General features: G+C 70.8%; 17 protein-coding genes. 8 read left to right on the forward strand and 9 right to left on the reverse strand.

The window, feature by feature from the left end; translation table 11 throughout:
• Nucleotides 1-306 precede the first annotated feature (306 nt).
• The gene (locus NOSIN_RS00005) at nucleotides 307-1,416 is read right to left on the reverse strand and encodes a tyrosine-type recombinase/integrase (protein ID WP_077688754.1); all 1,110 of its coding nucleotides are present in this window, start codon (nucleotides 1,414-1,416) and stop codon (nucleotides 307-309) included.
• 293 nt (nucleotides 1,417-1,709) lie between these two features.
• Here NOSIN_RS00005 and NOSIN_RS00010 point away from each other — a divergent pair, with 293 nt between their 5' ends.
• On the forward strand, nucleotides 1,710-2,684 hold the full coding sequence (locus NOSIN_RS00010; protein WP_170293738.1) for an outer membrane protein assembly factor BamB family protein: 975 nt from the start codon (nucleotides 1,710-1,712) through the stop codon (nucleotides 2,682-2,684).
• Between the two features lie 3 nt (nucleotides 2,685-2,687).
• Here the strand turns inward: NOSIN_RS00010 and NOSIN_RS00015 are convergent, their stop codons facing one another.
• Entirely contained in the window at nucleotides 2,688-4,775 is a 2,088-nt protein-coding gene (locus NOSIN_RS00015) for a hypothetical protein (protein ID WP_143832807.1), read from the reverse strand.
• 227 nt (nucleotides 4,776-5,002) lie between these two features.
• Between NOSIN_RS00015 and NOSIN_RS00020 the strand changes: the two genes are divergently transcribed.
• A complete protein-coding gene (locus NOSIN_RS00020) occupies nucleotides 5,003-5,410 on the forward strand; it encodes a hypothetical protein (protein ID WP_143832808.1) in 408 nt (135 codons plus the stop codon).
• A gap of 253 nt (nucleotides 5,411-5,663) precedes the next feature.
• Here NOSIN_RS00020 and NOSIN_RS00025 read toward each other — a convergent pair whose 3' ends face one another.
• Both NOSIN_RS00025 and NOSIN_RS00030 read right to left on the reverse strand, forming a co-directional pair.
• Entirely contained in the window at nucleotides 5,664-6,272 is a 609-nt protein-coding gene (locus NOSIN_RS00025) for a hypothetical protein (protein ID WP_077688758.1), read from the reverse strand.
• Nucleotides 6,269-6,619: a hypothetical protein gene (locus NOSIN_RS00030; protein ID WP_143832809.1), complete on the reverse strand. Its 351-nt coding sequence runs from the start codon at nucleotides 6,617-6,619 to the stop codon at nucleotides 6,269-6,271. The genes NOSIN_RS00025 and NOSIN_RS00030 overlap by 4 nt, the downstream gene beginning before the upstream one ends.
• A gap of 429 nt (nucleotides 6,620-7,048) precedes the next feature.
• Here NOSIN_RS00030 and NOSIN_RS00035 point away from each other — a divergent pair, with 429 nt between their 5' ends.
• Nucleotides 7,049-8,179, forward strand: a complete 1,131-nt coding sequence (locus NOSIN_RS00035; RefSeq protein WP_077688760.1) for a coiled-coil domain-containing protein — start codon at nucleotides 7,049-7,051, stop codon at nucleotides 8,177-8,179.
• A 621-nt stretch (nucleotides 8,180-8,800) separates the two neighbouring features.
• Here NOSIN_RS00035 and NOSIN_RS27955 read toward each other — a convergent pair.
• A complete protein-coding gene (locus NOSIN_RS27955) occupies nucleotides 8,801-8,935 on the reverse strand; it encodes a hypothetical protein (protein WP_255528311.1) in 135 nt (44 codons plus the stop codon).
• 806 nt (nucleotides 8,936-9,741) lie between these two features.
• On the opposite strand from NOSIN_RS27955, the gene NOSIN_RS27050 reads away from it, so the two are divergent.
• On the forward strand, nucleotides 9,742-10,257 hold the full coding sequence (locus NOSIN_RS27050; RefSeq protein WP_170293737.1) for a hypothetical protein: 516 nt from the start codon (nucleotides 9,742-9,744) through the stop codon (nucleotides 10,255-10,257).
• Complete coding sequence (locus tag NOSIN_RS00045) at nucleotides 10,247-12,787, forward strand: M48 family metalloprotease (protein ID WP_170293736.1); 2,541 nt, start codon at nucleotides 10,247-10,249, stop codon at nucleotides 12,785-12,787. Before NOSIN_RS27050 ends, NOSIN_RS00045 begins: the two co-directional genes overlap by 11 nt.
• 162 nt (nucleotides 12,788-12,949) lie before the next feature.
• Here the strand turns inward: NOSIN_RS00045 and NOSIN_RS00050 are convergent, their stop codons facing one another.
• A complete protein-coding gene (locus NOSIN_RS00050; protein ID WP_077688763.1) occupies nucleotides 12,950-13,873 on the reverse strand; it encodes an ADP-ribosylglycohydrolase family protein in 924 nt (307 codons plus the stop codon).
• 391 nt (nucleotides 13,874-14,264) lie between these two features.
• Here NOSIN_RS00050 and NOSIN_RS00055 point away from each other — a divergent pair, with 391 nt between their 5' ends.
• On the forward strand, nucleotides 14,265-16,097 hold the full coding sequence (locus tag NOSIN_RS00055; RefSeq protein WP_150285723.1) for a PQQ-binding-like beta-propeller repeat protein: 1,833 nt from the start codon (nucleotides 14,265-14,267) through the stop codon (nucleotides 16,095-16,097).
• On the opposite strand, the gene NOSIN_RS00060 is transcribed toward NOSIN_RS00055, so the two are convergent.
• Both NOSIN_RS00060 and NOSIN_RS00065 read right to left on the reverse strand, forming a co-directional pair.
• A complete protein-coding gene (locus tag NOSIN_RS00060) occupies nucleotides 16,094-16,684 on the reverse strand; it encodes a DUF6199 family natural product biosynthesis protein (protein WP_077688765.1) in 591 nt (196 codons plus the stop codon). The two genes, NOSIN_RS00055 and NOSIN_RS00060, sit on opposite strands and share 4 nt — an antisense overlap.
• A 104-nt stretch (nucleotides 16,685-16,788) precedes the next feature.
• Nucleotides 16,789-17,379, reverse strand: coding sequence for a hypothetical protein (locus NOSIN_RS00065; RefSeq protein WP_077688766.1), 591 nt, complete (start codon nucleotides 17,377-17,379; stop codon nucleotides 16,789-16,791).
• A 187-nt stretch (nucleotides 17,380-17,566) separates the two neighbouring features.
• On the opposite strand from NOSIN_RS00065, the gene NOSIN_RS00070 reads away from it, so the two are divergent.
• Both NOSIN_RS00070 and NOSIN_RS00075 read left to right on the forward strand, forming a co-directional pair.
• Complete coding sequence (locus NOSIN_RS00070) at nucleotides 17,567-17,944, forward strand: hypothetical protein (protein ID WP_143832811.1); 378 nt, start codon at nucleotides 17,567-17,569, stop codon at nucleotides 17,942-17,944.
• 53 nt (nucleotides 17,945-17,997) lie between these two features.
• A complete protein-coding gene (locus tag NOSIN_RS00075; protein ID WP_077688768.1) occupies nucleotides 17,998-18,507 on the forward strand; it encodes a hypothetical protein in 510 nt (169 codons plus the stop codon).
• 864 nt (nucleotides 18,508-19,371) lie between these two features.
• On the opposite strand, the gene NOSIN_RS00085 is transcribed toward NOSIN_RS00075, so the two are convergent.
• Nucleotides 19,372-21,138: a hypothetical protein gene (locus NOSIN_RS00085; RefSeq protein ID WP_077688770.1), complete on the reverse strand. Its 1,767-nt coding sequence runs from the start codon at nucleotides 21,136-21,138 to the stop codon at nucleotides 19,372-19,374.
• Nucleotides 21,139-21,609 lie beyond the last annotated feature (471 nt).

A 21,609-nucleotide genomic window follows, 5' to 3' on the forward strand; every position in this document is an offset into this window, starting at 1 on the left:
CGTCGCCGCTGAACTCAACAGCCGACCACGCAAGACGCTCGGCTGGGAAACCCCAGCCGAGCGCCTGGCTAAACTGCTCGCGGCGAGCAACTGACCTCATGTGTTGCGACGACCCCTGGAATTCGCCCCGAAGGCGGGGCCGTCCTACATGTTCAACGCCGACGTGAGCCGCCCGGCCTCCCACCGGCCGCCCAGGTGGAACCGGAATTGCCACATCCGGGCTCCTCGCGGCTACTCGCAAAGGCTGATGACCTTGAAAACGCCGGTCCCGGCCGGACACTCGAAGCTGGGCGGGAACCACTCTCATCAGAGCAAGCCCTCCAACGGGTCCTCCTCCCACCGGTTGCCTTCCGCAATGTAGCGACCCAGTACGGGCGATCCGGGGACGTGACCGCTGCGACGGCCGATCTGCTCGCGTGAGCGGCCGCCGCGCGCGGCCGCGGTGATGGGGCCTCGGCGCAGCGAGTGCCCGGTGTAGGCCTGCACCGCAGCGTCCGTGGCCGGTCCCCCATCGCGCTTGGTGAGACCGGCCTGGTCCGCCAGGTCCTTGATGGTGTTGTTGATGGCCGTCGCACTCAGGGCCTTGGGGTGCTTGGGTAGCGCGTCGGTGCGGGTCAGACGGCACAACAGCGGAGCGCGCGACGCCGTGTGGCCGTCCTGGGCCAGAATCTCGGTCCACTCACGTACCGCACGCACCGCGCACAGCTCACGGTCCAGGCGGTAGCGCACCGGCTGCCACACCTCCTCGCTGGTGGTCTTGGCGCGCCGCACAGCGACCTCCATGCCCAGCGGGTGCCAGCGGACATCCCCCAGGCACAGCCCGGCCAGTTCCGAGCGGCGCAGCATCAGATCCCAGGCCACCAGCAGCAGACAGGCATCCCGGGCGCGCAGGCGCTGTGCCGACTGCCCGCCGGGCCGCTCCTGGGCGCGGGCGGCGCATACCAGGGTGCGCAGCTCCTCTACCCCGGCGGCCGCGGCCTGGCGGGGTCGCGCCGGGCGGGTGGCGCGGTGTCCGGCGATGGCCTTGCGGGCGGCACGCTGGTTGGGGGCCGGGTCGCCGTGTTCCTGAGCCATGGTGGCCACCGCGGACAGGCGCCGCTCGACGCTGGAAGCCGCCAGGGGCCGACGACGCTGCTCGGGCAGGGACGCCGAGCCGCGCTCCAGCAGCTCGGTGACGTACCAGGCCAGGACGTCGTCGCGCACCGGCAACGGCTCGATGCCCAACGAGGCGCAAAACGCCGCCCAGTCGGCGCGGTCTGTGGCGTAGGCCCGACGCGTGTTCTCCGGGACCGCGTCGGCGATCTTGGCGGCCGCCGCCTCATGCAGCCCCTGGATGCGGTCCCGTACCTGCACAGAGGGGTGGTCCTGAATCAGGGCCGGGAGGTCGGGTTCGTTCTCCTGCTGTGTGTGAGACACCGTATCTCCTGCTTCGACCTCACGTGCTGGGCCAGGTATGGCCCATGATCTCCTACACGAAGGCCATTCCACACCGACCGGGACCTACAGCTAGGGAAGACCACGGACCGAACTGCCGGCTGGGCTGGATCAAGTGCTCTAGGACTTGTCGGACTCCTTATCCTCACTCGCTGGTCGGTACCTCTCACGAGTTCCCAGTGGCCGGGTCTTAGAGGTGCGACAGCCAAGCTCCGGGTGCTCAAGCCGTAGCTCCGACGGTCACCATGTGTGAGGGTTTCGCTAGATTGCGATGCATGCGCAGCCCTCTCCTTCGATCCGCCGCCGCGGCCGCCACCATCCTGACCGCAAGTGCGTGCACGGTGGCGCCCAGCCCTCGCGAACCCGCCCCGGACACCACCGTGGTGCACCTGCAAGAGGCCGGGTACGAGCCGACCGCCTCCGACATCAGCCCGCGCGAGCACCTGCTGTGCACCCCCGGCGGTGAGCGGGCTCCTGACTGTGCGGACCAGGGCCAGGTGCGCTGGTCACTGCCCCTGGAGGGCGAGTATCGCCTGACCGGCAACCTCGCCCTCCACCACCTGGACACCGGCGCGCTCCTACGCGACGCCTACTCCTACTCCGCCTTCAAGGCCGTGGACGCCGGCGAGGGCGGCGTGTTCTACGCCGAGAACTCCCTACTGCGCATGGTGGACGCCGACACCGGTGAATTGCTGTGGACCACGGACCTGCGCGAGAACCCCGGCCTCGACTTCCTGCACTCGGGTCTGTGGTCGCTGCACGCCGACGATGACCGGATCGTGCTGCGCTTCGAGGACGGGTTCGTGCAGGTGGACGCTGAGGACGGCAGCGTATCCAGCGTCGCGCCCCGAGCGGAGTGCTCCGCTGACCTGATGGCCATCCACGGCAACGAGGTCGTCCTGGAGCGCTGTGGTGGGGATGAGGGTTCCTACCTGGCCCTGGACCTGTCCACGGGCCGGGTCCTGCGCGAGTTCCGCGAGGCCGACCCGGAGGAGGTGGCCGGCGACCTGCTGCGCACTGGCTCCTCCTGGGTACGGGTCAGCGACGTCGAGGGTGGTCCGGCCACCGCGGTGGAGACCGACGACTACCTGGGGCCCGCTGGCCTGGGGACGATCGGCCTGAACCGCATCGGCGACATCGCGGTGGCGCTGGCGTGCGCCCCCGACGGTCTGGGGCCCCTGCGCTCGGAGCCCCACGCGCCCGGGGTGGCCTGCCTGGAGCCGCGCCTGTATGCGGTGACCACCGGCTAGCTCTCATGATGCGCAGTGGGCGGTGGCGCACCGCACCAGCTCGATGGCGTGCTCCTCTTCCACGTTCTCGTCGGCGACCCGGTGCCACGCCAGGTGCGGGCGGTCGGCGCCGTCCAGCTCCAGGTCGATCCACCCCGGCGTGTGGTCGTAGACGCCCACCACGGTGCGGTCATAGGTTTGGCATCGCTCATCGGCGCAGGCCAGGTAGAGCACCTCGTGGGTGGATACGTCGAAAGCCGCGATCTGGGGCAGGCCGGCCGCGTCCAGGGCCAGGGCGGGCGGGGTGCGCTGCCAGTCCGGTCCCAGCACTTGCACGGTGTCGCGGTCCTGGCACATCTGGTCGGCGCAGTCGATGAGCTGCACGGAGCCGTCCCGGGTGTCGCGGTAGACGATCACCGGCGTGTGGTCGGGCCTCACCTGCATGGTCGCACCGGTGTAGCGGCTGTTGTCCCACCGCTGCATCCGCAGCACACCGGTCGGTGGGAGAAGCTCGGTGGTGGTGAAATCGGTGCACGGCACGTCGTGGCAGGCATACAGCGTCAACGCGCCGCTGCCCGGGTGGTGCACGCTCACCCGCGGCACGCCTTGGTCGGTGGCGGTGACGCTGATCAGGGACGGGTAGTCATGGCGAGGGTGGACGGTGGAAGCAAACGTCGCATTGGGTTCGCGGACTAGCAGGGTGGAGGCGGGATCTGAGCACCGGTCGGTGCCGCAGCTGAACAAGGTCAGCAGGGTCTCGCCCAACCCCACGGAAGGGGCGGCGGTCACGACCATGTGGCGGCCACCGCCGGCCCCTCCCCAGACCGCCATCCTGCTAGGCAGGTCCAGGGTGGTGGCCTGGTTGGCGGGGTCGTCCTCTCGGGCGTCCCACTGTCCGCCGGGCTCCACCTGCGGCTCCAGTTCCCACGTCCCAGCGCGGCACTGGCCGGGGCGCACGCACTGATCGTGCACCACGATGCTTCCCTGCGCCAGGGTCGAATCCAGGGAGGCGCGGACGGTGCGCACCGCGCCTCCCGCCATGTCGGTGGCTCCCAACACCGGGCCCGCGCCGTCCAGGGGCTCGTCCAGATCCAGGCAGGCCACCTCCTCACACAGCTGTTCCTTTGTGCCCAGCACTACCGAGGCCCCGTCCTCGGGCAGGATCAGCGGCTGAGGGTTGGCTTCGCGCCGGTCCCACGGCTCCACGGAGGAGGTTTCATAGCGCAGCGTCGGCCACGGGCCGTCGGTGAGCAGGTCCTGGTAGAGCTGGAGCGGCACAGTGATCCCGACGGTGATCGCCACGGTCGACCCCACGGCCAGGTAGGGGCGCGCGAGCCGCTCCTGCGGAATCGGACCCTGGCCGGTGGCGGCGAGGGTGAGCGCCACCGCCATCGCAGTGAGCCCCGCCAGCGCGGCGATCACTGCCAGCACCAGAGTGTTCTCGATCATGGTCATCCACGCCAGGTAGGCGAAGACAGCCGCGCACCCGACCACGATGGACACCGGCCCCCACTGGCCGCGACCGGTGAGCAGGCCCCGTCCGCGCAGCCTTTTCAGGACATCCCCGGGGCGCTCGTGCACGTGGACCCCGGCCAGGGGCAGCCAGAGCGGGGTCAGGGACGCGAACAAAACGGCGCCGAGCCCGAAACGCAGCGCCGGGTGGGCCTGTTCATAGACCTGGAGCAGGGCCGTGTCCGCCGCAAACACCACGCCCGCGACCACGGCGCCGGCGGCCAGGGTCCACGGCGAGCGCATCACGGAGCGAACCAGGGCCCTTGTCGGTTGGACGGATCGTCCGCGCAGCGCTTGGTCGATCAGGTGCACGGCGATGCCCCACGACACCGCGACCACGAGAGCGAGCACGGACCCGGCGGCCCAGGGGGCCCAGGAGGGCACCAGGTCCAGCAGCGGTGCGTACAGCCAGGGCTGACCGTTGACGACCAGGCCGTGGTCCGATACGAACCAGGGCACCAGCACGGCCGCCGCAAGCGCCACGGGCAGCATCGGGAGGAAGAAGGCGCTCGCCACCAGGGGGTAGAGGTTCCAGTGGAGCCGTTCGTTGAACGGGGCCGACGGTTCGAATCTAGGCCTGGGTGCGGCCTCGGTTTGCATGGGGTGCCTATCTGGTCGCTACGCGGTGTATGTCCGCGACGACGATAGCGGGACACCGTTCCGGGTCGGCCAGGGAGCCCGGGGCTGCGTAGGAGCGTGGGATACGCCTGGGCGCGAGCCACATCAGCCCCGCCCGGTGGGGGTGGCGCGGTTGGTGGGCGTCCTTGCGCACGGCCGCCGCCAGGTCGTCCACCATCGACACGGTGGCGTGGTGCAAAGGTAAAGGCATGACAAAGCCCAACGACTCTCGGTCGTCGTCTCTTTGGAAGTCCCTGCTGATGCGCCTGTGGATGCGCTGTGCCCTTGCGTTCGGCTACCTGATCATCACCGTGCTGGTGCTCCTCCCGCCGCACGGTCTGTACCGGCCCGGCGGCGAGATCGTCTGCGCCCCCTTGCTGGGCGGCGAGGCTCCCTCCTTGCGCCTGAGTTACCACGGCGATCAGTGGACCGATGTGTGGGAGCCCCTGGAGGGGTGGGAGGACTACGACCACGACGTGGAACAGCTGCAGATCACCGCCATCTGCGACCAGCGCCGCTCGGTACGCCTGACCTGGCTGGTGCTGATCGCGATCCCCACCAGCGCGCTCACAGGAGCCTGGGTGAGTGCGCGGTTCTCCGCGCGGCACACCGGATAGGCCGACCACGGGCCGGCGACCGGGTTCAGCCGCGGCCATCGCGGGCGTAGGCCAGAGCAGGACGGGACGGAGCGGGTCAGGGTGGGGGCCGGGGCCCAGTCTGCCCCGGCTCGCGCCGCCGCGGGGTTGCGGGGCCGGAAGCGGAGACCGGAAAAACCGTGGGAGATCCAGCTACAAGGCCACTGTCGGTATCGACATCCTGGCCGTGGACGGTCCTTGCCCCCCGCGCAGCCCTACCTGAATGGCATTGGATCTAGCCCTCCAGTCGGGCACTGAGCGCGTCGGCGAACCTGCCGATGCTCTCCTTCAGCGCTTCGTGTTTCGTCACGGCCTCATCGGGCTCGCGCCAGACGAAAGGGTGAGGCGGCTCGCGCAGCGTCTCGGCGCCCTTCATCAGCGCCAGGTGGAGGCTGACGGCGGCCCGGCAGACCTCGTCGGCAGCCGGGTACAGCGGGGCGCATACGGCACGCAGGTTGTCGGCGGCCGGGCGCAGCTCTGCGGGGGCCAGTTCAGCAGGCGAATCTTCGAAAGCGCGGAGACCGGCGAGCTGCGCACGGCTGATGTGGCCGACCAGCTGCTCAGCGTCTTGCCGCTTGGCGTCGGTATCGACCAGCTTTCCGGTCAACGAAATGGCGCCGATCAGACCGAGGGTAGTGACGGGCGCTGCGGTCTGCGACCGGTAGCGGCAAGCAGCTTCGTGGAACGCCCGACCGACCTCCTCGATCCTGTCCGCCTGCGCACGGGACGCGAGGTGGTAGTGGGTTGAATTGTCCTGCTTTGCGATGACATTGCCGCCAGCCTTGACCCTGTCCAGCTCGATGTGGTCGCCGGTCGTGACTTCGTCCCCTCCCTGGAGGGTCACGACCGCTCCCCGGACGGGTTCTCCTGCTTGCCGATGATGTCGCCACCGGCGCGGATTCGGCGCTGGCTGATGCGGTCGCGACTTCGGCGCCAGCCCGACTTGCCGGTGACCGAGCCGGTGGTATGTACTCCGTGCTGCTCGACCACATCGCCGGCACCGCTCTGATCAGTGGCGACACGGCGGGCAAAGGCGGCGTGCATGATCCACCCGGCCGCAACTGCTGCGCAGCTGAGCACGCCAGCCACCGAGTTCCACACACTCAGCTCGCGGGTAAGCCCGATCCAGGCCAGCACGGCCACGATCCCGGCCCCGCCCATGATGTAAAGGCTGCGCTCCAAAAGGGTCATGAACCGATTTTGCACGACGCGCAGGGGACCGTGGGAAGGCGAGCGCCGCTCAGCCCTCCTGATCAGCAAGCGAATCCGGTGCGATGCCGGACCGGCCCGAAGCGACCCCCCGTGGTCATCGGGCTGCCTCGCCGGAGATTGAGGGGACATCGACCGTCACGGGCGCTCCAATCGCGCGAAGAGGCGGGGGAACACGGCTCACCCGGTGGCCGGTTCGCGGGCTCGGGACTGCCGCCTCCCTCCGCCCCCCTCGCGTCGTCTGTCCGGGCCCGTACTCCGCCAGGGAACCGGGGGCCGGGAACACCCGCTCCGCAGGCGTTCCATCAACTTCCGATAATGCACCTTATCGGAAGTTGAGCATACCCATTAGATTCCAATTGGAAGTGGAAAGATTCTGCTTCCACATGGAAGTATTGCTAGGGTCAGGGGATGGACCACGAACCCGCCCCGCTGGCCCCGGCCCTGTCCGGGGACCTGTGCGGCCTCTCCCAGTGCCGCCGCCCCCTGCCCGCCCGCATCGGCCGGGGCCCGCGCTACGAGTACTGCCAAGACCGCACCTGGGACTACGACGGCAAGGCCCTCACCTGCCGCGAGCTAGGTGACGCCGAGAAGAAGTGGACCACCGTGTTCGGCCGCGCCCCGGCCGACACCGTCCTGGCCGACCTGCGCGCGGCCGTGGCCACCGCCCGAGACCCCCTCGGGGACCTGACCGCGGTCCTGGAGCGGGTGAGCACCGAAGTGGGCGAACACGCCGACACTGCTCTGGCCGAGGCTGCGCAGGCCCGCGCGGCCGCCGCCGAGGCCGAGGGCCGCGCCCAGACGGCCGAGACCGCCACCGACGCCGCCCGCCTGGCCCAGCAGAAAGCCGAAACGGACCGGGACACGGCCCAGACCCAGGCCCGCGAAGCGGAAAGGGTCGCCGACCGGGCCCGGCGCGAGGCCACCTCCGACCGCGAGAGCGCCGCCGTGGCCCGCGGCGCGGCCGAGCGCCTGGAGCAGGAGACCGAGCGGCTGCGCGCTGAGGCGGCCGAACTCCAGGGACAGGCCAACGCCGCGGCGGCCCAAGCCGAGCGCGCCCAGGCCCAGCACCAGGCCGCGGCCGAGGAACGCGACCGGCTCCGCACCCAGCTGGACACCGAACGACGCGAGGGTGCCGCCGAGCGCACCCGGCTCACCGCCCAGACCGAGCGGCTGAGCACCGACTACGCCGTGCGCCTGGACGAACTCCAACAGGCCCACACCGACGCCCAAGACCGGGCGGCGCGCGCCCACGCAGAGCAGGTCGCCGACCTGCAACGCAAGGCGGGCCGAGGCGAGCTACTCGCTGAGCAGCACACGCAGTTGCAGGAGCAGTGCCAGCTGCTGCGCCTGGACCGAGGCGACGCACGGCGCGGGTTGCAGATGGCAGTGAGGGCACTGGACGCGGGCCAGCCTTCCCAGCAAGTGCGCGACATCCTTCAGCGCCACCTCGACCAAGCGGAGCCCGCAGCACAAGACACGGGATCCACCTCCACCGATGACGCCTTCGTGCCGCCGACCGGTGAGGAGCGCCGCTCGTGAGGCTGTGCCTCGAACTCATACAGCCCTGAAAGGCCAGGCGCTGGCGCTGCCCGAGAAGCGCTTTCGAACTCGACCCCGCCGACCGACGACGGAACGTTTCCGCGTGCGACCGCAGGAGCGGGCAGCGCAGAAATGCTGGTCCGAGGGCATGCGGGCCCAGGATGGTGCGGTCGACACCCGCGCGAGGCGGTCGGAGTTCGCTGGGCCTGGTCGACCAAGTGGTCGACTGGTCGGAACCGGGCCCAGATCGAGTACCGACACGTGCACCAGGCCTGGTCAGAGCCCGAATCCCACCTCACTGACATCGGACGGGCGGCGATGGACCGCCTGACGGGTGGTCGAAGACCCGACTCGTGGTCGAAGTCTGGTCGACCAAACCGGGACCGGAATCAACCACCCGATGATGAGACTCCGAAAGACCAACCGGAAAGCCAGCGCGGAAAGAATGACAAGAAGAGCGAAACGAATCCGAGAAGAAAACTAGTTGCCGAAACCCGTAACCGAAGTGCAAACCGATGATGTTGTAGCCTATACTCAGACATGAAAACGGGGCCATGGTGCGATCTTGCCGGACGCAACACCACAGCCCCGCTCGTCCGGCGCGGGCCGCCAGCTATACGTCTACAGCTGGGGCCCGTTGGCCGGGGGATCACCGAAGAACCTGGTCAACCAGAGTACGAAGCGCACTCCGGCGAGCAGTGTCCTGATCACCTCGAAGACGACGATCGCTCGCCGTCGCTCAGGTCGGTCACCCATAGGCCCTCCTCCGTGGAGCCGCCCGCGCCCCGTGTGGGCACGGGAATGGTCGCCTCCCGGGACAGCGACCCTTGCCGGGCCGTCGCGGAGGAAGAATTCAAAGGTACCGCATCCTTCCCTGCTTGGTGGAATACCAACGTGCGCCAGGGAAACATAAGGAAACTTCTGGAGCCATTCAGAGGCGGGCTGACCAGCGTATTTTCTCCGTCGTGCCGGGAAGAATGTTTCCTTCAACCGCTGCTGCTGGGTGCGGCGGTCGGGGCCTAGGCGAAGGTGGGGCGGGAGACGGTGTGGAGCAGGCGCAGGCACGCGAGGAGCTGCGCGAGCGCTTGGAGACCGCCCGCTTGCGAGCACGGCTGAACAAGGGTCAGCTGAGCGCCCGCGCCACTTTGGGTCGTACCACGGTCAGCAACGCCCTCGATAGCACCGGGCCGCTGCCCTCGCAGGAGACCATCACCGCTCTGGCCGGATTCGGCTCCGTCCCGGCCCCCGGCCTTTTCCTGCATCCACGCGAGGTGTTCCAGGGTGGCGCTGTCTCCGGCCTCGCAGGCCCACAGGGCCAACAGCGGATCGGCATCCAGGCCCAGGCCCCATTCGGGCCCTGGGCGGGCCGTCGAGCGCTTCCCGCGCTGGCGCTGAGCCGGGAGCCGCGCACACGCTCGCACCGGAGCCCGTGCGCGGCCTCGCCTCACCTTCACCCAATGCTCACGAATCGCCACACAGGACATCGGTGAGCGGTTAGATTCCCTACGGAGCCACACGAACAGCGTGGACCGCCTCCCTCTCTCCCCGAGCACGGAGTACCGATGAACGCCGTCCCTCCGGACGCCCACCGTCCGCGGACCCTCGACAGCACGGCCGCGCGGATCATCTCCCGATGCGCCCCCGAGGAGTCCGCCTACTATCCCGCGGTCAGAGACGAGTTCTTCGCCCGCGGCGCGGCGCCGCGCCGTCCGGGCGACGACCCCCTGGGGTTCGGCGCGGTCGCCGTCGGCGTGGTCGCCGGAATCGTCCTGACGGTCCTCAACGAGCTGGTCGTCGGGTCGCTGACCGATGTGCTGCGCCCCTGGTGGGACCGGGCGTGGCGCGCCGCGCTGCGCCGCCTGAGGCCGGGGGCCGCCACACGCCTCACCCCGGAGACCGAACTCCCCGTCCTCTCCGCGGCGAGCGTCCCCGATGTGGCCGCGGCCATCACCAAGCACGCCGTGCGCTCGGGGCTCTCGCCCGAGGAGGCGGCGCGGCTCACGCGCGAGCTGGTGGCCGAACTCGTCGAGGGCGGGCGGGACTCGGAGCCGGACGACGGGGAGGAGGATGCGGCCTGACACGCGCTTCGACCCGTTCGTCCTGCCGTCCGCCACGAGCCTGCGCTTCGCCCTGCTGATCATCGGCGCCGCGGTCGGAGCCATGTACATCACGTTCTGGCAGGTCGTCCTGTTCGAATTCGCCGGGTTCCCGCCGATCTTCGACCCCGACGTATGTTCGGCCCGTGCCCGTGCCCGCGCCGACGCGGGGGCCGTTCCGGACGGGGTGCTGTTGGACGACTACCTGGCCTGCTCGGCGGGGCAGGAGAAGCGTCTCGCGGCGATCATGCTCGGGGGCGCTCCCGCCTGGGCCGCGCTCACCGTGGCCGTGTACGCCGTCTACCCGCTGTTTCTGCGGCGCCGGCTGCGCCCGGTCCCTGTCCGTGACGACGATCCCCGGCTTCAGCGGGCCGAGAGCGACCTGCGGGCGGTGCTCGGTGACCGCGGGCGCGACCGCGTCCGGGTGCTGGTCACGCTCGGGACGGCGAACGGGGCCCGTGCCTTCGGCGCCTTCGGCCGCTACTCGATCGCCGTCGACAGCACTCTGCTCGCCGCGCGGGGCGACTCCGATCTGAACCGGCAGTGCTCGGCGGTGCTCCGGCACGAGGCCGCCCACCTGCGCAATCGCGACATTGACATCACGTACCTGACCATCGGGGCCTGGTGGAGCTTCCTCGCGCTGCTGGTCCCCACCATGACCGTCTACGCCGCCGTGCTCGCGGCGGTGCGGAGCGCGGGTGAGGCGTTCGACTTCATCGTGGTGATCCTGCTCCCGCTCGCCGTGGCGGTCGTCCCCCTCCTGTTGCTCCATCCGGCGCGCGCCCTGGTCCTGCGTACCCGCGAGCACTACGCCGACGTCCGTGCCGCCGACTCCCCGGACACAGCCTCGGCGCTCCAGACCGCGTTCGCCGCCATGGCCGCGGGGCGGCCACGGGAGAGCGTATGGCGGCGGTTGCGCTCCTACCACCCCCGGCCGCAGGACAGGGCCGGAGTGCTCCGCGACCCACGGCGCCTCAGCCGGGTCCGCCCTGCCGACCTGCTGGTCGCCGGTCTGGTCCTCGGCGTCGGACAGCCGCACCTGGGCACGGCCGGGAGGCTGGTGACCGAGGGCGAGGCGAGGCTCGGGATGCTCGCGGTGGCGGTCCTCCTGGGCGCCGTGGTCGGTGTTGTGGTCGCCGCGATCGTCTGGAACGCGGTCCGCGCATCGGCCGGTGATCCACCGCGCCTGGCGTGGTGCGCGGCGCTCCTCGCCGGGGGGATCACCGCGGGCGGATGGGTGCCGCATCCCTACGGTCCCTCAGGATGGTCCGCCACCAGTGCCGCGCCGGTGGCCACCGCCGCCGTCTCGGTCCTCGCGCTGTGGCTCACCTGCCTGCTCTTCCTGGCGTGGAGTGCGCTGTGCGCCCGCCGCTGGCTGTCCTGCCCCGTACCGCCGCGTCTGGCGGGCGTCCTGGGGCTGGGCTGCGCGGGGCCGGTGTTCGGGTGCCTGTTCGCGCTGTGGGTGTCCTTCGAAGGGTTCCTGGGCACGTTCGTGGTTCCGGGGCCGACCACCGTGGCGATGAGCCTGTTCGGTGTGGGATCCGTGTGGCCCCTGCCACTGGCCGCGGGCCTCATGGCGGTGTGCGTCCTCGCCGTCCCCTCTCAGGAGACCCGGCTCGCGGCGGTGTGGGTGCTCAGGGCCTCCGGTGGCGTCACCGCCGTCTACGCGCTCCTGGTGGCCCTCGCCATCGCGGCGGCCGATGTCCGGTCCGTTTCGCTCTCGTTGGTCGTGGCACTGATGCTGCTGGTGGCCGCCGGTGCAGCCGCCGGTGCGGCTGCGGTGCTCGGCGTCCGCCGGGGCGGCCGGGGACGGACCGGGGCCGTCGCGTGCGCGGCGGGCGCGATGGCGTGTGTGGCGGGGTTCCTCGAATCCGCCGCCTTCGCGTCAGGAAAATGGGCGGCCTGTCTGCCGTGGGACGGGGTACGCCCGTGTTCGGCCGCCGCGTGGGACTATGCGCTGGCCATGTACAGCTCGGGCGGTGGCATGGCCACACTCGCCGTGTCCGCGCTGCTGCTCGTCTGCGTACCGGTCGCCGTGGTGGGATCAGCGGTGCGCGCACGCGTCGACCGGCGTCGTGGAAGGGAGACCGGGGCATGGCCCGGGCGGCCGCGATCCGGCCGCCAGCCGGTCGCGGTGGCGGCGGTCGTGGTGGCGGCGGCCTTCGTCGCGGCCTTCCACGCCGCGTCGGTGGTCGCCCCGCTCGACGCCTTCGGATCGGAGGAACGCCGGGAACTGCGGGCGGCGGTGGTGCCCGGCGGCACGGACGGCGACGAAGCGTGCCGGGCGGTGCTCGACGTGTTCGACGCGGAAGCGCGCGGCGACATGTCCGGCGAGAGCCGGTCGTCCACGCTGGTCACGCTCGCCTCCAGCGACGACCCCACCCTCGCCGCCTTCGGGCGGGCCATGCTCGAAAGCACCGACCACTCCCCCACGAGGTTCTTCCACTTGGTGGACAACTACTGCACGACACCGGGATCCCCGATGCAGGACGCGGGCGGGCCCAGGGCCTGAACGGCGGGACGCCGGAAGCCGTGAAGGGAAGGCGTCGTGTGCAATGCCCGCTCCCTGGCTACGGGGACTGCGCGAGGTCGTCGCCCTCGCGGCCTTCGAGGCGGACGGCGGTCTGGCTGTGTTCGTGCGCTCCTGGTCCGCTGCGTTGCGGTTGTCCCCGCCTCAGTCCAGGGACCATCCCGGCAGCGCCTCCGTGCGCCCGCCCCACTCCGGGTCGATCGCCCCGGCCGGGCCCGCGCCCAGCACTCCGCCCACGATCGCGGCCACGGTGTCCATGTCTCCGCCTGGAGTGACCGCAGCCCACAGCGCCGACTCCAGTGTTCCCTGCAGGTGCTTGGCCGCCACCCACAGGGCGAACGGCACCGTGTCCAGGGCCCGCACCCGTGACCCGTTCCCCAGCTGGTGGGCGGCCCCGACCGGTTCGGGAACGATCAGTAGGGCCCGCGCGGCGCGCACCCCCTTGCGCAGCGCCCCCTCGGGCAGGTGGTCGACCACCCGACCCAGGAATGTCCCCGGTGTGCCAACCTCGCCCCGTGCCACCAGGGCGGCGGCCACCGCTACCGCGACCGCCCCGTCCACCGCTTCGGGGTGGGTGTGGGTGATGCGCGCGCTCACCGCCGCCCGCTCGGCGGCCGCCACCGTGTCGTCGGCGAAGAACGCGCCCAGCGGCGCCACCCGCATCGCGGCCCCGTTGCCCCAGGAGCCGGAACCGTCGAACAACCCCGAGGCCAGGTCCCGGTGATCGGCACCCTCACGCACCAGGCGAAGCATGCGGCCCGTCGCCGGACCGTAGCCGCGATCGAAGTCGTGGTGGTCGGCGAAGGAGGCGGCGAGCCGGTCGGCGTCCACCTCCCCGTGGCGGACGACCTCCCGGTACACCGACGCGGCCATTTCGGTGTCGTCGGTCCACTCCCACACTCCCGGGGGCAGTTCCCGGTCACGGTGCCGGGATCGGTTGTCGGGGACGAAGAACTGGGAGCCGAAGGCGTCGCCGACGGCCAGGGCGGACAGGCTGGCGAGGGCGCGCCGGGCGTTCTCGGACGGGATGGAGGGAACGAAAGAGGTAGGAGAGGGAGAGATACTCATTGCCCGTCATCCTTTCCCGGGGGCACCGCTGGCGTCTATACGAGGGCGGCCAGGCCCTTCCCGGGCGGCATGATGTCACCCCGACGGACACCGCCGAGGTAAGAGACCGGAACAACCGTGGGAGGGCGCGGGCCGCCCAGCCCTGGTGATCGGCGATCCGGCCTGCTGACCGACTACCAGGTCTGGGTCCCCGACTTCGCCGGATTGCCTGGCCTTGAGGACTGATTCGAGCCCGGAGAGCGCTCCTCACGGTGTGTGCGTTTTCGCGAGCCATGCTGTGCTTGGCTGCCTTCCTGTACACCAACGGTCCGTCCGCTGTGAGGCGACGGAGGCCGGGTCCCTAAACTGCCTGGGCTGACAGTGGGCCGGGCATGGACGGGACGTGGGATCGATGGGTAGACGGCTCAGGGACGTGCTCGGCTGGAGCGGGGTCGCGGTACTCGTGGGCGCCCTGGCCCTCACCGCGCCTCGTGTCTTCGGTTTCTCTGAGTACGCGGCATCTGGGCAGAACCTGTCGTTCCTGGTGGGGGCGACACTGCTCATGGCGGTTGCGGTGCTCAGTTTCGTGTCCCTGACCGCCACGCGTGACCCCGCCGATGTCTCGGCGCACGCGTCCCTGGTGGGAGTGCTGGGGCGCGCGGCGATCGCCCTGGCGGGGCTGGTGCTGGTGTGGGCGACCTTCCCCACCCGGCACCTGGTCCTGGCGGTCGACAACGAGCGCTACCGGATGTTCCCCGAGGCGGTGACCGGGCTGTGGGTCGGGGTCGGCCTCGTTGCTCTGGGCATGGCGCTGGTGCTGTGCCTGGCCGCCGTCCTGTCGCTGCATCGGTGGAAGCGGGTGCTGGCCGGCCTGGCGGCGGGTGCTCTGGCCGTGGTCCTGGTCTGGACGCTGGTTCCGATGGCTGTGACCCGGTTCCTCTTGGTCGAGCACGCTGTGGTCGAGGCGGCGGGTGAGTCCGCACCGGTTCCGGCCACGGTCAGCCGGGTGGGGTGGACCTGGCAGCCCGAGCATTCCGTGGTGGGCGTGGAGCGGGGGCCGCGCGGCCCCCTGGTGCGCTACGCCGACGGTTTCGTGGCCCTGGACGGGGCCACCGGGAAGGAGTTGTGGACCTACCGGCTTCCCTATGGCCGCCACGTGGGGACCGGGGTGTTCGCGGGACAGGACCGCTACGCCTACCTGTCGCACGTGGCAGCGGCTCAGCCCGAGCCCGAGACGCGCACGATGGTCGTGCTGGACACCGCGACCGGCGAGATCGTGCACGACGCACCCATGCCCCCAGTGGTGCCGGAAGGGAAGGAGGATCCCGCGGCCGTCCTCTACCTCACCCCCAACGTGCGGGTCGTGCGTGTGCGCGAGGAGGAGGGGGAGCGCGTGGCCGGCCACGCCACGGACTCCACCGAACGCCTGTGGGAGTTCGCGCTGGACACGCCTGAGGGGTACCTGTGCCTGTGGGGGAACGAAGGCGGAGTCCGCGGCTACGGCGACCGGGTGCTGGTGGCCCGTCTGTGCCTGGAGGACCCGGAGGTGGAGTACAACCTGAGCGCCGCTCTCGTGGACATGGACGTGCCCGAGGGTGCGGTGGAGAGCGTGATCGCGCTGGACGCCACCACCGGAGAGCAGGTGTGGCGCCACGACTGGACTCCTGAGGACCTGCGCCTGCACTACCCGCCCGGGGTGCGTACTTCCGGAGGGGCCAGCGTCGGTGCGCCGGTGGCCGTGACCCGGGGCGGCACGTTCGCCCTGTCCGACGGTGAACCCGTCCAGCCCCTGCCTCCGACACCCGAGAGGGCTGATGACCGCACCCTGGCGCTCAGCACCGAGGGGGCGGTGGTGCTGCGCGACCAAGGGGACGAGGAGCCTGCTCTGCTTCTGCGCACCGACGCCTCCGGCGAGGTCGTCCAGCGCACGAGAATCGAGCGGAACCTGCAACTGTGGTGGGGTATGGGGGAAGCCGCCGTTCTGGACGGGCAGGTGGCCATGCCCTACATCGCCTACGACGGCGACCATAGGTTGCGCGAGTTCGCGGTCCTGCCCCTGGACGGCGCAGAGGCGGAGGGGGCGTGGACGCGGATCGGTCTCGGCGAGGGGCCGGTCCCGGAGTCCGCAGAGGCCCGGCTCGGAGATGACGGGCACAGCGCCCTCCCTGTCCCCGGCGCGGTGGTGTCCTATCTGGGAGGAACAGACGGGCCCTGGCTCGACCCTCTGCACGGCCTGGTGCCCTAGCACTCCTCCTGGCAGTGGCGCACGGCCGAGCCCTCGCTGTCCAGGACACGGCGCTCGCCCAGCGGCTCCTCCAGCTTGACGACGCGCTCCACGAGGGTGTCGGGCTCGTGGCCGCACCACTGTGGCCGCTTCTCGGTTCGCACCAGCAGCTCGATGGTGTCCGTGTTCTCGGTGGCGCGCACGGAAGGGGCCATGGTGCAGTGGCCGGTGTCGACGTAGACCAGTAGGCCGTACTCGGTGGTGGTGTAGCCGTGGATGCGGCCCTGGATGGTCAACGTGGTGGTGAGCGTGAACTCCTCCGGTGAGAACGCCGGTGAGGGTTCGGCCTCCTCGACCGCGGAGGCCTCGACCCGCTCCTCGGCGTCCGGGGAGGGGGCGGGTTGCCACGTCTGCGCCCACATCACGAGACAGATCACGATCATCACCGCGGCGCCGACGCGTTGCATGGCGAACCAGGCATCGGAAGGGTAGTTGGCCTCGGGGTCGCGGTACTGCCAGGACATCAGGTGCCAGGCCACGTGGGGGTAGATCAGCACCACGACGGCTCCGATGACCATCACGAACAACAACACGTGCAGGGCGAGCACACGTGATCCTTTCCTGGCAGGTGCGGGGGTCTGGGGGTGAGAGGGGCGTTGACGAGGGGGTGGAGGCGGGGCACAGGCAAGGGTGCCGCTGCACTGCGCGAATATCAGTGCGTTGCCACGGGCTGCCGCTCACGTATCCAGGGCCGGTATCCGGCGCGGTGGCACACCAGCGTCATCAGCAGCTGGCCGGCGCGCTCCTCCTGCCACTCGGCCGGGTCGGCCGCCCACGCCGGTGCGGGGGTCTGCTCCAAAGCCAGGTGGATCGGGGTGTGGGGGCGCACGTGCTCGACCTGGGCGGTGCCGTGGCCGGTGACACCGGTAGTGGAGGTGACGAATCGGTAGGGGCCCCACACCTGGGCGTCCAACTCCGGCTGGGTCGGGCCTCCGGCGATGACCGGGGACCGGTCGGGGAGCGGGTCGGCGATGGTGACTTCCACCCGGTCCAGGCTCTCCAGACCTGGCGGGCCGGTCAAGGTCAGGGTGAGCACCGCGCGACGCTGGCCCTGGGCCTGGCAGGCCAGGTCGATGGCGGGGGTCAGTTCGTCGCGGCGACGCTGGGCGTCGTTGGTGGCGAGGGTGGCGGCGCTGTCAGCCGAGCGGTGGGCTGCGCGCGCCGCGGCCCAGGCAGCACTGGCGCTGATGCCGGCGACGGCCATGGCTGCCAGGGGGATGAGCACAGTGGTGAGGGTGTCCACACCTCCACCCTAGGCGGCGGTGCGCAGGAGGCACGTCACGGGGATGTTCACATCACGCTGAGCGGTGCACGCCGTACGCGCCGACCGTGGACCTGTCCCGGTGGTGGGTGGTCACGAGTTGATGAACCCACCTCAGAGTCGTGGGGTTCGGGGCAGGATAGGCACGATGGCCAACCTGAGGAGAACCATGACCGTGCGCAGGCTGGATGAGGGGATCGACGAGGAGGCAGCACACATCCTCGGGCAAGGGCCAGTGCACCCTCGGCTACGCGACTCCGTGTTGTGCTTCACCGCAGAGCTGGCTCAGCAGCGGCTCCTGACGGCCTACACCGCGCTCCTGGGCCGAGCCAACCAGGGCGGGGCCTCGGCGGCGGCGTGTGGGCGCCTCGCTGACGGGATCGTCCGCCGGATTTCTCGTTTCGCAGACAGCGCCACGACCCGGCGGGACTGCCTGACGTGGTTGATCAGCGCGCCGCAGGACCAGCTGCGCCGGGCTGAGCAGGAGGTCGCTCTGCTGGCGCGGGCGCTGCGAAACATCGTGCAGGACCAGGCCAAGACGGCCTAGCGTCCTCTGGACCTGGCCGGTACAGACCAGCACACCGAGAGGACACCGAGCCCGTGATCCGCACCTGGGGCACCCCGCCCGAGCCCACCGCCGAGGACCACCCCGAGATGGTCGCCCGACAGGACACGCGCACCGGTGTGCAGCGCTGCCGGACCGGATGCGTGGCCATCGAGGACACCCGCGGCATCAGCTCCGACACCGACTCCCATTCCTTCCTCTGCCACGGGTGCGGCGGTGCGGTGTGCATCGGCTGCCGCACCACCCCCGTGGTCAGCGGGCCGCTGTTTTGCACCCCCTACGGCAACGCCCAAGCGGGCAACTACGCGAGTATGGGCGCCGAGGACGTGGAGGTGCCCGCCTACGCGCCGATCACCGCCGGGCAGATGCGGGCCCTGCTCGCCGGGGTGGGCGACGACGTGCCGCTGCGGGCCCTGTTCGATCCGCACCTGAAGACCGGCATGCAGAACTGGGACGTCGTGGCCGCCCGCCACATCCTCCAGGGCAAGGCGCCCGAAGGCCCGCAGGTGCGCTTCGCCCTCTACCTGAGCAAGGCCGGTGCCTGATGCACCCTGCGTTGACGCCTCTCGTCGCGGACGTCCATGAGGTCTTGACCTGTGCTGGGCTCCTCGCTAGTGAGGAACTCCCACCCCCGGCGCGGCACCGGGCGGGATACGCGCTCATCCCTGTAGGCGACTTCAAGCTCGCCATCCGCTGGTCGATGCTCGAACGCGACTACGGCACTCTCGCCTGTGACAGGCGCCGCGAGGTGATGGTCAACGCCATGGCCACGCTCCTGGGCGATGCGGGGTACGCCGTCGAACACACAGGCTCTGTCTTGGAGGGCCCTCACCTGCGGGTGGACCTATTCACCAGCCCTGAACGCGTGCAGCACGCTGTGCGCGCTACACGGTGGGAGGGCGACACGGACGTCCCCTGGCCCGATTCGGGAGCCGCGCAGGGGTGTGGATCACAACGCCAGCCCGCGTGAGGGGGTCTCTGCCCGCCAGTCTTGGCTCCCTCACCTCATGTGAGAGGCGCACCTCGGTGGCGTCGACGATGGGCAGGGCCCCGGGCGCGCGCAAGGAGCACCCCTCCGGCGAACACCGCGGCGGCCGAGCCCTGTTCGGCGGCGCCGAACAGGGCGATATCGCGCACCACCGGCCCGGGGCTCGCCTACGTGGAGGACCACCTGTACGGGCTGGCGCCTTAGCCCCCTGCTGGCGGCTCCGAATACGCATACTCATGCGGGTGCGAGGGGCGCAGCCCAGACTGAGGGCATGACGAACTCCGAGCAAATCCCCGGCAGCTTCCTCTACCGCCGGCCCTGGCTCGCGGTCCTGCTGTGGATCGTCGGGGTGATCGCGGTGGAGGGCGCGGGCCTGACCCGCGGCCCGCACCCCCGTGCTGGGGCTCGGGCCGCGGCGTGTTCAGCTGGTCGGCTGCTCGCGATCGGGCCGGGCCTCGCCCGGATGCGCCTGGCGCATCTGCTCCAGCAGCGCGCGGCTGCGCTCGTCCATGCGCGCGGCGGCCAGCAACCCGCCCTCGGCCTCCGCTGGCGGCACCGGGTCACGTCGCTGCTGGGTGGCCCGCTGGCCTCGGCCGCGCCCTGCACGCGGCTTCCTGCTGGCCTGGCGCGACCGCGCCGCGGCGGGCGGCGGGCCGGGTGCAGGAATGGGCCGGTCGAACAACCCCTGGGGGGAGCGCAGTAGCTGCGCCTCGATCTGCTCCCGCAGACCCTGGGGGATGTCGGTCCGCTCCTCTAGGACCTGCACCAGCTGGGCGCGCGTGTGGGTGTAGGTGTCGACCATCCTGCGTTCCTGGGCCCAGCGCAGGGTCTCCAGTGACTCCCGCAGTAGAGCGTGCTGGCGTACTTCGCGCCGGGAGGGCCCAGGCTGGCGGCCGCTCCCGGTCTGCCCGCGCTGGCGTGAGCGCCGCTCTGGCTTCTTCGAGGCGGGCGCGGAACGGCGGAACCGGTCCTTGGGGCAGACGCGCAGCTGCTGCTTGATCCGATCCACCAGGTCCCTGGGGGTGTCGGGGCGGTTGAGCAACTCCACCAACGCGGCGCGGTTGTCCTCATAGGCCCGGCTCCGACCGTTGGCTTCAGCCCACACCAGCTTGCCGATGTGGCGGTCAACGTCATCGCGAAGGGGGTCCTGGGGCCGACTGGTGCGCCGGTAGGGCGCCACGATGGGCACGTGGCGCGGTGCCGCGATGGTCCTCGAGCGCGGGGGCAGGGCCTGGGCGGCCTCGCGCAGCAGAGCGTGGGCGTCGGTGACCAGATCCCGGGGCAGACTGTGCACGCCCTGCTGGTTGAGCCGCCTGCGGAGCACCTCGGCCAGGGCGCGCACGTTCGCCGCATCGCCCTGAGCCAGCACCTGGCGCAGGGACGCCATCGCCTGCTCCAAGGGATCGGGCGTCTGGGCGGCCTCGGTCACTGTGGTTTCCCGCGGGGCAGACGTGAGGGGGCTCCGGGCCACAGGCCGGGAGCGTGTCAGGCTGTCGCCGCGCAGGGCGCACTCGGCCAGCGGCACCCACTCGACCTCACCGGAGCCGTCACGGAATCCGACCTGGAGGGCGCGCTCGTGGTGAGCGTCGTCGGCAAGGCGAAACGGCCGGTAGGAAACCCCGTTGGCGACCAGGGATCGGGTGACGGCGTCGTTGGCGCGCACCAACCACATGTACTCGCGCGCCTGGGGGGACTTGGCCGCGGCCAACAACTCATGGTCCAGGTCGTGGGTGAATACCAGGCGCAACGGCTTGCCGCCGGTGGGCACGATCAGCTCGGTGCAGGCGCGCCCGGGGGTCAGACCCACAAACGTGGGCGGGGCCTCGGCGGCCACGCCCACGTCCTCATGGTCGCGCATCCAGGTGCGCAGGTGGCGGTGGGCGTACAGGTGGTCGGCGCTGTGCCCGCCGAGCGTGGCCTCTGCGCCCTTGGCCAGCCGAGCACAGAGGTTACTTCCAGCTCGGTGGGCGAAGTGGGGCACGGTGTCGCGCTCGCGGACGATCTTCAGGGACAGCTGGCCCCCGCACCCGCCGAGCAGGACACCGCACCAGTGTGACTTCTGGAGCGCGCGTGCCTGGTCGCGAAACTTCTCGGCCTCGTCGGGGTCGATGGGCATGTAGGCGGGTTCGGCGGATTCGGCGTGGCCGGTCACGGCCGTCTGGACTAGGCGGCGATCCTCGGTGGGCATATGCGCACTGATAACACGCGGCGCCCGACCGCGTGGGCAGTTCGCGACAACTGGCCGGACATGGCCACCCACAGCTCATCCTCGCGCGGAGGCCGACCACCTGCTGACGGCGGCCGCCGGACCCAGTTCAGGGCTGGGGCTGGTCCGACATCGCCGTGGCCGTCGACCACCACGGCAGCCTCATCCCCGAGGGGCCCCTGCCCGCGACCGTGCTGCGCCGCCTGGTTGGAGCCGGACTCACCGAGGACGCCGCTACGGCGCTGGGCTGTGAAGCCCTACCGTTGGCCACCGCGATGGCCACGAAGCCGTCGACAGAATCCGTGCAGGCTTGAGTAGGAAGGCCGATTTAGGCTCGATGGCGGCCATCTGCTCAGCGGCCCGCCATGCCAGGAAGTCGCCAAGGCCGAGGCCATAGCGGTGATAACGCCGACGGCAGCGATCAGGTCGGTGGGGTTCACGCCGCCACCGTAG

It is taken from the genome of Nocardiopsis sinuspersici (assembly GCF_001998325.1).
Classification (GTDB): Bacteria; Actinomycetota; Actinomycetes; order Streptosporangiales; family Streptosporangiaceae; genus Nocardiopsis; species Nocardiopsis sinuspersici.